The following is a 12449-nucleotide window of genomic DNA, read 5'->3' as shown; positions in this document are numbered from 1 at the left end:
ATGGAAGGAACGAAAATGAGTAATGACGCTCTGCTGGTCCTGGACAAGGTCTGCAAGTCCTTCGGCCCGGTACAGGTGATCGACGAGGTCACCGTCGAGGTGCATGCCGGCAAGGTCTCGGTGCTGCTCGGCGAGAACGGCGCAGGCAAGTCGACGCTGATCAAGATGATCGCCGGCGTGCACGAGCCGGACGCCGGCCGGATCCTGGTGGACGGCAAGGCCGTGAAGATTCCCAACACCAAGGCCTCCGAGGCATTGGGCATCGCCACCATCCACCAGGAACTGAACCTGGTCCCGTCGATGACCATCGCCGAGAACATCACCCTGGGCCGCGTGCCGCGCAAATTCGGCATCATCAACCGCCGCGCCATGCGCCAGATCGCCCGCGAAGCGATGGACAAGCTCGGACTGGCGCTGGACGTCGATACGCCGGTGGGCCAGCTGGGCCTGGCCCAGCAGCAATTGGTGGAGATCGCCAAGGCGCTGAGTCTGGACGCCCGCGTGCTGATCCTCGATGAGCCCACCGCGGCATTGACCAAGGCCGAAATCGCGCACCTGTTCTCGGTGGTCGCCACCTTGAAGCAACAAGGGGTGGGCATGGTGTTCATCAGCCACCACCTCGATGAGATTGCCGAAATCGGCGACTTCGTGAACGTGCTGCGCGATGGCAAATTCATTGCCACCGTGCCGGCGGACACCGAGGAGAACGAGCTGGTCCGGCTCATGGTCGGCCGCGATATCGACGCCCAGTTCCCGCGCGTAGCCACCGAGCCAGGCCAGAAGCCGTTGCTGAGCGTGCAGAACCTGTGCGAGGGCATGCTCAAGGACATCTCGCTGGAAGTCCGCCCCGGCGAAGTGGTTGCCCTGGCCGGCCTGATGGGTGCCGGGCGCACCGAGCTGATCCGCGCCATCGCCGGAGCCGACAAGTACGCCAGCGGCGTCGTGGCGGTCAACGGCAAGAAGCTGGCCAGCTTCGACGTCGCTGCAGCTACCCGCGCTGGGATCGGGCACGTTCCCGAGGACCGCAAGACCCAGGGCCTGGTGCTGGATGCCTCGGTGGCCGAGAACATCGGCTACGCCACCATGGCCGCCACCGCCAAGAACGGACTGGTGGACCGCAAGGGCCAGAAGGACCGCGCGCAGCAGGTCGCCGAACGCCTGCGCATCCGCATGGGCAGCATCGATGCGCCCATCCGCTCGCTCTCGGGCGGAAACCAGCAGAAGGCCGTGTTCGGCCGCTGGTTCACCGCCGGGGCCAAGGTGCTGCTGCTCGATGAGCCGACCCGCGGCGTGGACGTGGGAGCGAAGGTCGAAATCTACGAACTGATCAATGAGATCACCGCCTCCGGAGGCTGCGTGTTGATGGCCTCCAGCGAACTGCCCGAAGTGCTGGGCATGTCCGACCGCGTCCTGGTCATGAGCCAGGGACGCATCGCCGGGGAACTGGCCACCGAACAAGCCACCCAGGACGCCATCATGTCCCTGGCCGTCAGCAATGTGCACCGCGAAGAAGAAATGGGAACCAAGTAATGAGCAGCGTAGCTACTGCCCCGAAGAAGGGCTTTGATTTCAAGGCATTCCTTGCCAACAACGGAGCCCTGGTTGGCCTGGTCATTCTTTGCCTGGCCCTGTTCATCGCCACCCCGCGCTTCCTGACCGGACCGAACCTGATGAACATCGGCATCCAGGTCTCCACCATCGCGGTGATGGCCTTCGGCATGACCTTCGTGATCGTCGCCGCCGGCATCGACCTCTCGGTCGGCTCGGTCGCGGCGCTCTCGGCCATGGGCTCCTCCTACGCCATCACCACCGCCGGCCTGCCCGATGGCCTGTCCATCCCGATCGGCCTGGCCGTCGGTGCACTGTGCGGCTGGGTCACCGGTGCGATGAGCGCCTACGGCAAGCTGCCCACCTTCATCGCCTCGCTGGCGATGCTCACCGTGGTGCGTGGGCTGACCCTGGTGATCTCCGATGGCCGGCCGATCTCCACCAGCTCCTCGGTGTCCTGGCTGGGCGATGACCTGGGCCCGATCCCGGTGCCGATCCTGATCCTGGTCGTCTCCGGCCTGCTTGCCGCCTTCGTGCTCAACCGCACCGTCATCGGCAAGAACGCCTTCGCCGTGGGCGGCAACACCGAAGCCGCGCGTCTGTCGGGCATCCCGGTCAAGCGCGTGCTGGTCACCGTCTTCATCATCTCCGGCGTCTTCGCGGCCCTGTCCGGCATGATCCTGGCCGGGCGCCTGGACTCGGCCCAGCCGACCCTGGCATCGGGCTACGAGCTGGATGCCATCGCGGCCGTGGTCATCGGCGGCGCATCGCTCTCCGGCGGCGTGGGACGCATCTCCGGCACCCTGATCGGCGCCCTGGTGCTGGCCGTGATCCGCAACGGGCTGAACCTGCTTTCGGTTTCCGCCTTCTGGCAGCAGGTAGTCATCGGCGCCGTGATTGCGATCGCCGTGGGCTTCGACGTGCTGCGCCGCAAGAACGTCAAGCACTAGATTTTCCCTCCGTACCCAGCAATTCAAGAAAAGTTCAAAGGAGAACCCCATGAAGAACATCATCCGCAAGACCGCAGCCGTCAGCGTCGGACTGGCCCTGGTGGCCGGCCTGGCCGCCTGCAACCGCGGCACCGAAGCAGAGGCCGGCTCGGCCACCTTGGCAGTGTCCACCCTGAACAACCCCTTCTTCGTCGACCTGCGTGACGGCGCCCAGGCCGAGGCCGAAGCGCAGGGCATCGACCTGTCCGTCGTCGACGCGCAGAACGACTCCGCAACCCAGGCCAACCAGCTGGCCACCGCGGCAACCAACGGCTCGGCCGGCCTGATCATCAACGCCGTGGATACCGAAACCGCTGAAGCCGGCCTGAACCCGGTGGCCGAGGCCGGCCTGCCGATCGTTGCGGTTGACCGTGCGGTGGGCGAGACCAAGATCGCTTCCTTCGTGGCTTCGGATAACGTTGCCGGCGGCGAGCAGGCTGCCAAGGCGCTGGGCGAGGCGCTGGGCGGCAAGGGCAAGATCATCGTGCTGGAAGGTGTTCCAGGCGCCTCGGCAACCAACGAGCGCGGCGAAGGCTTCGACAAGGGCCTGGCCGAGTTCAAGGACATCGAGGTCGTCTCCTCGCAGACCGCCAACTTCGACCGAGCCGAAGCACTGGACGTGGTCACCAACCTGATGCAGGCCAACCCGGATGCCGCTGGCGTGCTGGCGATGAACGACGAAATGGCCCTGGGCGCCATCCAGGCACTGGGCGACAAGGCCGGCAAGGACGTGTTGGTAGTCGGCTTCGACGGCACCGACGACGGCTTCAAGGCAGTCCAGGATGGCACCCTGGTTGCCACCATCGCCCAGAACCCGGCCGAGCTGGGCAAGCAGTCGGTGCAGATCCTGGCCAAGGCCATCAAGGGCGAAGAAGTCGAAGCCAATGTGCAGGTCGCCGTTGACACGGTAGACGAGAAGAACGTCGCCGACTACGCAGGCGAGTAATCTGCCCTTAGCGGCAATCAAGCAGTGCACCGGCGCCCATCGGCCGCCGGGTGGAGAGAACCAGAGGACATAGCATGCAGCAGGACATCCAGGTCACCATTGTGGGCTCTAGCAACGTGGACATCACTGCGCTGATGGCCCGCCTTCCCGGCCCGGGTGAAACCGTGCTGGCAGATTCCTACCAGCTCTCGCCCGGCGGCAAGGGCGCCAACCAGGCGCTGGCCGCCCAGCTGGCCGGTGCCGCCACGGAATTCATCGGCGCCGTCGGCAACGACTCGCACGCCGAAATTGCGCTGGGCCAGCTCGGGGAAGCCGGCGTGAAGCTCGATCGCGTGGCCCGCGCCAGCGAGCCGACCGGCGTAGCCATCATCCAGGTGGACCGTGGCGCGGAGAACTCCATTGCCGTGGTCTCCGGGGCCAACTCGACCGTCTCCGGCGAGGCTGTGCAGGGCGCCGGGGGCATCGAGGGCATCCTGGTGCTGCAGGGCGAGATTCCTGCCTCGGGCATCAAGGCCGCCATGGATGCTGCCACACAGCGCATCGTGCTCAACCTGGCGCCGGTGATTGAACTGGACCGCGAGTACCTGCTCAAGGCCAACCCGCTGGTGGTCAACGAGCATGAGGCCGAAGCCGTGCTCCAGCAGCTGAACCCGCACCCGGCTCGCCGGTTCGACGGCAAGTACGAGCGCCTGGCCGGGATGCTGGTCGACGAGGGCATCGCCAGCGTGGTCATCACCCTCGGCGCTAATGGCTGCCTGGTTGCCGACCGGTTCCCAGGGGAGAACGGCGGGGTCCAGGTTCGCGCGCTGCCCGCCGTGAAGGTCCAGGCCGTGGACACCACCGGTGCCGGCGACGCATTCACCGGTGCGGTGGCTGCCCGCCTGGCCAAGGGCGATGACCTGGCGCAGGCCGCAGAATTCGCCGGCAAGTTCGCCGCGCTGACGGTGCAGGCGCACGGAGCCCAAGCTTCCTACCCGCGTTCCCTGCAGAACCTCTGAGACCCCTTTTCGAGCAAGACCTGAGGAAGCCGCTGTGCTGAAATCCGAAATTCTCAACGCCCCGCTGCTGGCCGCCCTGGCCAAGTGCGGGCATACCGACACCGTGGTGATAGCGGACTGCGGCCTGCCGCTGCCCGAAGGCCCACTGGTCATCGATCTGGCCTTGGTGCAGGGGCTGCCCAGCTTCGATCAGGTGCTCGAGGTCCTGGCCCGGAACATGGTGATCGAGAACAGCACCCTGGCGGCCGAAGCAGAGAACGGCCCGGTCCAGGAACTGTGCCTGGCCAGGGGCCTGGACCCGGACTTCATCTCCCACGAAGAGCTGAAAGCCCAACTGCCCCAGGCCAAGGTCATTGTGCGCACGGGGGAAGCTACCCCCTACGCCAACGCGATCCTGCACTGCGGGGTAGCATTCTAGGCACCGGATGCCGCAGCTGTTTCGCGGCAGCGCGCTACCCGAGGAGAGACGCAGTGAAGAAGATGTTCTATGCAGCTTTCGCCCTCATGGTGCTGGGGGCGGCCGTCCTGATTCTCACCGTGCCGGCGTTGTCCAGCGACCCGGGCCAGACGCCCCAGAGCATTGCGGTGATCGCGGGAACCGTGTTCATGGCCGCAGCTTCCGTCGTTGTCCTGCTGAAGAAGGGTGCGACGCAAGAATCCTGAGCGACTTCCTGCAGCCATCGGCGCCAATGACCTTGGGCAAGCCGACTGCCTAGAATGGAGGTCATGAAGCAAAGGAACCTGGCCGCAGAGAACGGCGAGCCCTTCTCGAGCATCGCGCCGGAAGCCGGGCTGCTGCTCGGAGCGGGCCGAGCCATCTTGCTTCAGCTGGCCCACCCGCAGATTGGCCGGGCCATTGCCGAGCACTCTGATTTCGCCGCCAACCCGCTCAGCCGGCTGATTCATACCCTCGGCTATATCTATGCATTGAGCAATGGCACAGCAGAACAGCAGCGCAAGATCATCGCCCATGTGGACGCGGCGCACCGGCCCATTCGCGCAACGCGTGACGAGGGCAGGCCCGCGTATTCTGCGCTGGATCCCAGGCTGCAGTTGTGGGTGGCGGCCACGCTCTATGATTCGGCTCGCGTAATTGCCGGCCAGATCCTGGATGAAAACAAGGCCGACCAGGAAGAGCTCTACCTGCAGTACGCACGGCTCGGTGAGGCCTTGCAGATGCCGGGCGACTACTGGCCGCAGGACCTCGGCGGCTTCGAGCAGTACTTTGCGCAGAATCAAGCGAAGCTGGAAGTCACCAACCAGACCAGGGCGCTGGCCCGCGAACTTTTCGAAGCACGCAATGTCCCATGGTGGGTCCGGATCGGCATGCCGCTGATGCGCGACGTGACCATCGCCCAGCTGCCGGCCCCGGTGCGCGAGGGCTTCGGCTATCGCCTCACCGGGAAAGCAGCGCAGCGCAACGCCCGCGTCATCGCCGTCGCCAGGGCCGCCACGCGGCTGCTGCCGCGAGCCATCAGGCATGCGCCGATGCGGCTGATATTGCGCCGCGTCGACAAGATGGCCTAGCCGGCCCGAAGCCTAGTGCCCCAAGCCGTTCTCTGGTCCAACCCGGATCAGGATCCGCGGCAGCGCCACCAGCAGGAACAAGGCCACCAGGATCAGCGGCCCTCCGATCCAGGCCCCGATTTGCCAGCCGAAGAGCACCTGCAGCACAAACCAGACGCAACCCGAGACCAGCAGCCCCACGCCGATGCCCACGATCTTCACGACGGCGTGCCCCAAGCTGACCGTCTGCTCCTTGAGCCGCTGCCCGAAGAGATACCGGTGCACGGCCACGGGGGTGATCAGCAGCAGAATCAGCACAGTGGCCGCCACCAGCAAGATGATGTAGACCACCTCGTCGGTTCGGCTGAGCATCTCGAACCTCGCCTGGAAGGGCAAAACCACCAGGAAAGCAGCCAGGATCTGCACACCAGTTTGCATCACCCGCATTTCCTGCAGCAGCTCGTTCCACTGCCGGTGTGGTGCGCCATCGCTGGTATCGGGGTGGGAACGCTTGATCATCACTGTTCTCCTCGGCCTCAATCCGCCAGCTGGTTGAACCCCGCCGGCTCAAACGACTATGCCAAGCAATGCCGGTGCAGGCAAGAGCCTGCCGGCCCGCCGGGCCAAACTGTAGGTCGCGGCCGGTACATTCGGGAGCCAAGCAGAATTCGATGATGGAGGAGCAGATGGAACCTGATGGCGCCGCCGGGAGCAGCATTGATGTGTGGTCGATGCCCAGCCAGGGCCTGGCCTGGTGCGATTGCGGCAAAGGCCATGAACTCACGGAGGATATCGTGCTCCAGGCTATGGCGGCAGCAGGATTTGGACCCGGCCGGCCGCTGGCCCATGGACAGCTGGCCGAGCTGATTGCGGATCTCTGGCACTACTCACAGGTCTGCCGGTTCTTCCACCTGGCCGTGGCGCAGGCTGCGATGCGTATCCACGGGAAGGTCGATGAAATCTACCCGTGGGATCACAGTACCGATATCGTCGGATACTTCTCGAAGACCTGGCAAGGATGCCCCGACGCGGCCTGCCAATCCGAAGGGTGAGCGCGCGAGGTGCGAATTGAGTTCGCCCCGTGCATGCGCATAGTGTGGGAAAGATGAAGAGCTTTGCATCCTTCCGGGCACCTGCCGACCATGACGGATTCATCCATGTGCGGGGTGCCAACGAGAACAACCTGGACAATGTCGAAGTGCGCATTCCGCGCGATGCCATTGTCGCCTTCACCGGGGTCTCCGGTTCCGGGAAATCTTCCCTGGCCTTCGGAACCATCTTCGCTGAATCCCAGCGCCGATTCCTGGAATCGGTGGCTCCCTACGCGCGGCGGCTGATTGCCCAGGGGCACACGCCCAAGGTGGAATTCATCTCCGGGCTGCCACCGGCCGTGGCCCTGCAGCAACGGCGTGGTGCTGCCAGTTCCCGTTCCACCGTCGGGACCCTGACTACGCTGTCCAACTCCGTGCGCATGCTGTTCTCCCGCGCAGGAACCTACCCCCAGGGTGCGGCGATGCTGGATTCGGATGCCTTTTCCACCAACACCGCGGCCGGCGCCTGCGCGCAATGCCACGGTGCGGGAACGGTGCATTCGGTCAGCGAGGAATCGCTGGTCCCGGATTCCTCCCTGAGCATCAGGGACGGCGCGATTGCGGCTTGGCCCGGCGCCTGGCAGGGCAAGAACCTGCGGGACATCACCACGCACCTGGGCTACGACATCGACGTTCCGTTCCAGCAGCTGCCCGCGGAAACACGGAAGTGGCTGCTGTTCACCGAAGACCAGCCAGTCGTGGAAGTCACCCCGGAACGGGATCGCGTGGCCAAACCGTACAAGGGCCGGTTCTGGAGTGCCGAACGCTACGTCCGGCACACGGTTGCGACCTCGAAGAGCGAGAACCTGCGGTCCAAGGCGCTGGCTTTCATGCATTCGCAGGATTGCCCGGCGTGCTCGGGGACGGGATTGCGCCCCGATGCGCTCCAGGTCACCTTCGACGGCCTGGATATCGCGGAATTCAACGGCAAGCCGCTCAGCTCCCTGGCCGAGCTCTTGCGCCCCTTCGCGGCTGATGCCCAGGCAGAGGCGCAGGCCGAAGTCGCGAGCATCATCAGCGCCGACCTGCTGGGCCGAATCCAGGTGCTGGTCGAGCTCGGGCTGGGATACCTGAGCCTGGACCGCGCCACCCCGACGCTGTCGCCGGGGGAAATGCAGCGCCTGCGCATCGCCACCCAGCTGCGCGCGGGACTGTTCGGCGTCATCTACGTGCTCGATGAGCCATCGGCCGGGCTACACCCGGCCGATGTGCAGCCGCTGATCGAGGTGCTCGACGCGCTCAAGGCCGAAGGCAACTCGGTGTTCGTGGTGGAGCACAATATGGATGTGGTCAGCCGTGCGCAATGGATTGTCGATGTCGGCCCGGGCGCGGGCAGCAACGGCGGGCAGGTGCTCTACAGCGGAGAAGTTTCCGGCCTGTCCGGAATTCAGGAATCCGTGACCCGGCGCTTCCTCGATCCCGGGCCTGCGCCGCGCCGCGAGCCGCGCGAAGCCCAAGGATGGGTGCAGCTGCGCGGGGTGAACCTGCACAACCTGGACGACGTGGATGCCGCGTTCCCGCTGGGGGTCTTTTGTTCGGTCACCGGCGTGTCGGGATCGGGCAAGTCCAGCCTGGTCTGCGGTGCCCTGGCCCAGGCTGCGGGCGGCCCGGTGCTTGCCGGGCCGGAGGATCCGGAGGCGGTGGCGGACCGCGCGGTGATCGCCGAGGTCACCGGCGCAGACCAGCTAAGCCGCGTAGTGCTCATGGACCAGAAGCCCATCGGGCGCACGCCCAGATCCAATGTCGCAACCTACACGGGCCTGTTCGATGCGGTCCGCAAGGCTTTTTCCGAGCTGCCGCTGTCCAGGCAACGCGGCTACAGTGCCGGACGCTTCTCCTTCAACGTCGCCGGCGGGCGGTGCGAGAACTGCCAGGGCGAAGGCTACTTGGAAATCGAGCTGCTCTTCTTGCCAGGGACCTACGGGCCATGTCCCGAATGCCGCGGAACCCGGTACAACCAGCAGACCCTGGATGTCGAATACCAGGGCAAGAACATTGCCCAGATCCTGGAACTGGACGTCAGCCAAGCCGAGGATTTCCTCTCCGGGATCCCTTCCGCGGCACGGGCCCTGGCGACCCTGCGCGAAGTCGGACTGGGGTATCTGCAGCTGGGCCAGCCTGCCACCGAAATGTCCGGCGGCGAAGCCCAGCGCATCAAGCTGGCCACCGAACTCCAGCGCCAGCGCCGCGGGCACACGCTCTATCTGCTCGATGAGCCCACCACCGGACTGCACCCTGCCGACGTGCAGCTGCTGGTATCGCAGCTGCAGCAGCTGGTCGACCAGGACAACACCGTCATCGTGGTGGAACACCAGATGGATGTGGTTGCCGCAAGCGACTGGGTGATCGATTTGGGGCCGGCCGGAGGGGATGGCGGCGGGCGCATCGTTGCCGAGGGGACCCCAAGGGCGGTGGCGCAAGACAAGGCCAGCAGAACCGCGCAATACCTTGCGCGCCGGCTGGCCTTGTGAAGCTGGACTAGTTGCTGTTCAGCAGTGCGTGCGGCGGAGTCTGCACCCCGTCGGCCACGGCTTCGGCAGGATCATCGCCGAGGTGGATGATCTTGTTATCGGCATCCACATGCACCACGCTCGGCACATAGCTGCGCGCCTCGGCATCGTCCATCTGCGCATAGCTGATCAGGATGACCAAGTCGCCGGGGTGCACCAGATGCGCTGCCGCACCATTGATGCCGATGACCCCGCTGCCTGGCTCGCCAGCGATGGTGTAGGTTTCCAGGCGGGCGCCGTTGGTGATGTCTACGATGCTGACCAGTTCGCCGGGCAGGATATCCGAGGCTTCGAGCAGCTCGGAGTCAACGGTGACCGAGCCTACGTAGTGCAGGTCTGCCTGGGTGACAGTTGCCCGGTGGATCTTGGACTTGAACATGGTGCGTTGCATTAGACGATTCTTTCACGCGAGGTAAGTGGTTTCCCGGTATCCAAGCTTACGCCTCTTGCGCGCAGATGCCCGGGCATTGTCCGGCACCCCACACAGTTGGCCGCGAACGGCTACTTTGGCAGATGGGTTTCCAGCACGCGATGCACTTCCCCGGAGGCCAGCAACTGGCAAGCAGCTTCCAGCTCGGCAGAGAGGAAACGGTCCTCGCCCGGGCCTGCAACCTTGGTGCGCAGCAGCTCCAATACGGCGCGGGTAGCCGGGCCAGGCTGCAATGGCTGGCGCAGATCCAGGGCTCGGCCGGCAATCAGCATTTCTATTGCCAGGATGCGGCGCAGGTTGGTGACCGAGGTGCGCAATTTGCGCGCCGCGTGCCAACCCAGGGAAACATGGTCTTCCTGCATCGCTGATGACGGGATGGAATCCACGCTGGCCGGTACGGCCAGACGCTTGTTCTCCGCGACCAGTCCGGCCTGCGTGTACTGGGCGATCATCATGCCCGAATCCACGCCCGGGTCATCGGCAAGGAACGCTGGCAGGTCGCGGGAACGAGCCGGGTCGAGCATGCGATCGGTCCGGCGTTCTGCAATGGATCCCAGGTCAGCTACGGCAATGGCCAAGAAGTCCAAGACGTACGCCACGGGAGCGCCGTGGAAGTTGCCGTTGGAAGTGACTTCACCCGATGGCAGCACGACAGGGTTATCGATGGCTGCTGCCAATTCGCGGGTGGCGACCAGGCGGGCATGGGCGATGGTGTCGCGTACTGCGCCGGTAACCTGCGGGGAGCAGCGCAGCGAGTAGGCATCCTGCACGCGGCCGTCGCCTTCGCGGTGCGAAGCGACAATGGGGGAGCCCGAAAGGAAACTGAACATGTTTGCAGCACTGCGGCCCTGGCCCGGATGCGGGCGCAGCGGTTCGTGCAGTTCAGCACGGAAGACCTGGTCGGTGCCCAGCTGGGCTTCGACGCTCATGGCCGCGGTGGCATCGGCAATGTCTGCGAGCTCTTCCAGGTCTGCCAGTGCCATCAGCAGCTGGCCGAGCATGCCGTCGGTGCCGTTGACCAGCGCCAGGCCTTCCTTCTCCGCCAGTTCGACAGGTTCCAGTCCTGCTTCAGCAAAGAGCTCCGGCACGGGGCGCTTCACGCCTTCGCGGTCAGTGGCTTCGCCTTCGCCCATCAGGACCAGTGCGCAGTGGGAGAGCGGAGCAAGGTCTCCTGAGCAACCCAGCGAACCGTACTCACGCACTACCGGGGTGATGCCGGCATTGAGCAGTCCAACCATGGTTTCCAGCACTACCGGGCGCACGCCGGTGCGGCCCGAGGCCAGGGTCTTGGCACGCAGGAACATCAGCGCGCGCACCACTTCGCGCTCAACTGGGTCGCCCATGCCGGCTGCATGCGAGCGGATCAGCGAACGCTGCAGCTTAGCGCGGTCCTCGGGAGCGATGTGGCGCGTTGCCAGGGCGCCGAACCCGGTGGAAATGCCATAGACCGGGGTGTCGGCTGAAGCGAGGGCATCGATGTGGGCGCGGACTGCTGCCAGTTCTTCAAGAACCTGAGGCGCGATGCTGATTTGCGCGTTGTGCCGAGCTACCGCAATCACGTCATCGGCGGTGGCGCCAGCTAGGTCCAGGGTTACGTGCGGGGAAGTAGCCATGATTTTCAATCCGTTCTCTACGCTGCAATGAGGTCTCTAATCTCCATTGTTCGGCAGAACGAGTTTGCACGGCACTGATATTCGGGTCATCTGTCCGAAATGCCAGACAGTGCCCTGGAGGCCCGTTCAGGGGTTCCGGTTTCAGAAGGTGATGCCTTCGAAGGCATCCTCGCCAAATTTGTTGGACGAGCCGTTGTCCGTGACCTTGGCGTTCTCGTTAAGGGATGCGGCCGAATTGCCGATGCCGCTAAAGGTTACGTGCTTGATGTTCTTGACCGCTGCGATATTACCGCTGCCGTCCAGCTCAAGATTTTTGATGTGCGGAGCGACGATCATGTTTCCGGAACCAGAGATGGTGACGTTCTGGCAATCGCCGATGAGCTTCAGCATTTGACCCATTTCAGAGATATCCATGCCGCCCGTGCACCTGATTTCGGTCGCTTGCGCATCGAGGAAATCATAGACGAACTGGAAGGTGCTGTCCGCAGGTGCCTTCGGAACATTGGGAGTACCAGTAGAAGCGCCTTCTGGGGCTTTGGAGCTTGGGGTGACGCTGCCTTCGATAGGCCCGGCGTTCTCCGGTGCCATGCTTTCTTCTGCTGGTGCGCTTGTCTCTTCGCTGGAGGGTTGGATGCTCACGCAACCTGCCAGTGCGCCTGCAAGGATTCCAACCGCCAGCGGCCCAGCGAAGCGTTTGGTAATTTTCGAGAACATAACCATCCTGTCAATCGAACCGGCCAGCGCATTTGGACACGTGGTATAGATACATTCTGCGTTGAATGACGATAAATGACCAACGCGAACGGCACAGGAACGAA

At 64.6% G+C, this 12449-nt stretch carries 13 protein-coding genes; 9 read left to right on the top strand and 4 right to left on the bottom strand.

Annotation, left to right across the window (positions count from 1 at the left end; genetic code table 11):
* Window positions 1-15: 15 nt before the first annotated feature.
* The 7 genes from ACIQTS_RS12300 (at window position 16) to ACIQTS_RS12270 (ending at window position 6008) form a co-directional block, all read left to right on the top strand.
* A complete protein-coding gene (locus ACIQTS_RS12300) occupies window positions 16-1530 on the top strand; it encodes a sugar ABC transporter ATP-binding protein (RefSeq protein ID WP_365943731.1) in 1515 nt (504 codons plus the stop codon).
* On the top strand, window positions 1530-2498 hold the full coding sequence (locus tag ACIQTS_RS12295) for an ABC transporter permease (protein WP_359185508.1): 969 nt from the start codon (window positions 1530-1532) through the stop codon (window positions 2496-2498). The genes ACIQTS_RS12300 and ACIQTS_RS12295 overlap by 1 nt, the downstream gene beginning before the upstream one ends.
* A gap of 49 nt (window positions 2499-2547) precedes the next feature.
* Window positions 2548-3483 (top strand): substrate-binding domain-containing protein, encoded by a 936-nt coding sequence (locus tag ACIQTS_RS12290; RefSeq protein ID WP_105656332.1) that lies wholly within the window; start codon window positions 2548-2550, stop codon window positions 3481-3483.
* Between the two features lie 74 nt (window positions 3484-3557).
* Window positions 3558-4481 carry a ribokinase gene (locus ACIQTS_RS12285; protein ID WP_402473545.1) on the top strand — a complete coding sequence of 308 codons (924 nt, stop codon included), beginning with the start codon at window positions 3558-3560 and terminating at the stop codon, window positions 4479-4481.
* 34 nt (window positions 4482-4515) lie between these two features.
* Window positions 4516-4899: a D-ribose pyranase gene (rbsD, locus tag ACIQTS_RS12280; RefSeq protein ID WP_365943729.1), complete on the top strand. Its 384-nt coding sequence runs from the start codon at window positions 4516-4518 to the stop codon at window positions 4897-4899.
* A 53-nt stretch (window positions 4900-4952) separates the two neighbouring features.
* Window positions 4953-5144: a hypothetical protein gene (locus ACIQTS_RS12275; RefSeq protein ID WP_105661953.1), complete on the top strand. Its 192-nt coding sequence runs from the start codon at window positions 4953-4955 to the stop codon at window positions 5142-5144.
* A 63-nt stretch (window positions 5145-5207) separates the two neighbouring features.
* Complete coding sequence (locus ACIQTS_RS12270) at window positions 5208-6008, top strand: oxygenase MpaB family protein (RefSeq protein WP_402473544.1); 801 nt, start codon at window positions 5208-5210, stop codon at window positions 6006-6008.
* A 12-nt stretch (window positions 6009-6020) separates the two neighbouring features.
* On the opposite strand, the gene ACIQTS_RS12265 is transcribed toward ACIQTS_RS12270, so the two are convergent.
* Complete coding sequence (locus tag ACIQTS_RS12265; protein ID WP_365943727.1) at window positions 6021-6506, bottom strand: DUF6328 family protein; 486 nt, start codon at window positions 6504-6506, stop codon at window positions 6021-6023.
* A gap of 152 nt (window positions 6507-6658) precedes the next feature.
* On the opposite strand from ACIQTS_RS12265, the gene ACIQTS_RS12260 reads away from it, so the two are divergent.
* Both ACIQTS_RS12260 and ACIQTS_RS12255 read left to right on the top strand, forming a co-directional pair.
* On the top strand, window positions 6659-7039 hold the full coding sequence (locus tag ACIQTS_RS12260; protein ID WP_402473543.1) for a hypothetical protein: 381 nt from the start codon (window positions 6659-6661) through the stop codon (window positions 7037-7039).
* 53 nt (window positions 7040-7092) lie between these two features.
* Window positions 7093-9549: an ABC transporter gene (locus ACIQTS_RS12255; protein ID WP_402473542.1), complete on the top strand. Its 2457-nt coding sequence runs from the start codon at window positions 7093-7095 to the stop codon at window positions 9547-9549.
* Between the two features lie 7 nt (window positions 9550-9556).
* Here the strand turns inward: ACIQTS_RS12255 and panD are convergent, their stop codons facing one another.
* The 3 genes from panD to ACIQTS_RS12240 form a co-directional block, all read right to left on the bottom strand.
* Window positions 9557-9979 (bottom strand): aspartate 1-decarboxylase, encoded by a 423-nt coding sequence (gene panD / locus ACIQTS_RS12250; RefSeq protein WP_365943724.1) that lies wholly within the window; start codon window positions 9977-9979, stop codon window positions 9557-9559.
* Window positions 9980-10089: 110 nt separating this feature from the next.
* Window positions 10090-11631: a histidine ammonia-lyase gene (hutH, locus tag ACIQTS_RS12245; RefSeq protein ID WP_402473541.1), complete on the bottom strand. Its 1542-nt coding sequence runs from the start codon at window positions 11629-11631 to the stop codon at window positions 10090-10092.
* 141 nt (window positions 11632-11772) lie between these two features.
* A complete protein-coding gene (locus ACIQTS_RS12240) occupies window positions 11773-12345 on the bottom strand; it encodes a hypothetical protein (protein ID WP_402473540.1) in 573 nt (190 codons plus the stop codon).
* Between the last annotated feature and the right edge of the window lie 104 nt (window positions 12346-12449).

The sequence above is a fragment of the Glutamicibacter sp. NPDC090743 genome (genome assembly GCF_044769125.1).
GTDB lineage: Bacteria > Actinomycetota > Actinomycetes > Actinomycetales > Micrococcaceae > Glutamicibacter.
This window is presented reverse-complemented; position numbering and strand designations above follow the sequence as displayed.

Coding starts and splice junctions, on each gene's coding strand:
- ACIQTS_RS12240 (WP_402473540.1), bottom strand. CDS start 12,345: ATGTTCTCGAAAATTACCAAACGCTTCGCTGGGCCGCTGGCGGTTGGA.
- ACIQTS_RS12270 (WP_402473544.1), top strand. CDS start 5,208: ATGAAGCAAAGGAACCTGGCCGCAGAGAACGGCGAGCCCTTCTCGAGC.
- ACIQTS_RS12255 (WP_402473542.1), top strand. CDS start 7,093: ATGAAGAGCTTTGCATCCTTCCGGGCACCTGCCGACCATGACGGATTC.
- hutH (WP_402473541.1), bottom strand. CDS start 11,631: ATGGCTACTTCCCCGCACGTAACCCTGGACCTAGCTGGCGCCACCGCC.
- ACIQTS_RS12290 (WP_105656332.1), top strand. CDS start 2,548: ATGAAGAACATCATCCGCAAGACCGCAGCCGTCAGCGTCGGACTGGCC.
- ACIQTS_RS12285 (WP_402473545.1), top strand. CDS start 3,558: ATGCAGCAGGACATCCAGGTCACCATTGTGGGCTCTAGCAACGTGGAC.
- ACIQTS_RS12265 (WP_365943727.1), bottom strand. CDS start 6,506: ATGATCAAGCGTTCCCACCCCGATACCAGCGATGGCGCACCACACCGG.
- ACIQTS_RS12300 (WP_365943731.1), top strand. CDS start 16: ATGAGTAATGACGCTCTGCTGGTCCTGGACAAGGTCTGCAAGTCCTTC.
- panD (WP_365943724.1), bottom strand. CDS start 9,979: ATGCAACGCACCATGTTCAAGTCCAAGATCCACCGGGCAACTGTCACC.
- ACIQTS_RS12260 (WP_402473543.1), top strand. CDS start 6,659: ATGATGGAGGAGCAGATGGAACCTGATGGCGCCGCCGGGAGCAGCATT.
- ACIQTS_RS12295 (WP_359185508.1), top strand. CDS start 1,530: ATGAGCAGCGTAGCTACTGCCCCGAAGAAGGGCTTTGATTTCAAGGCA.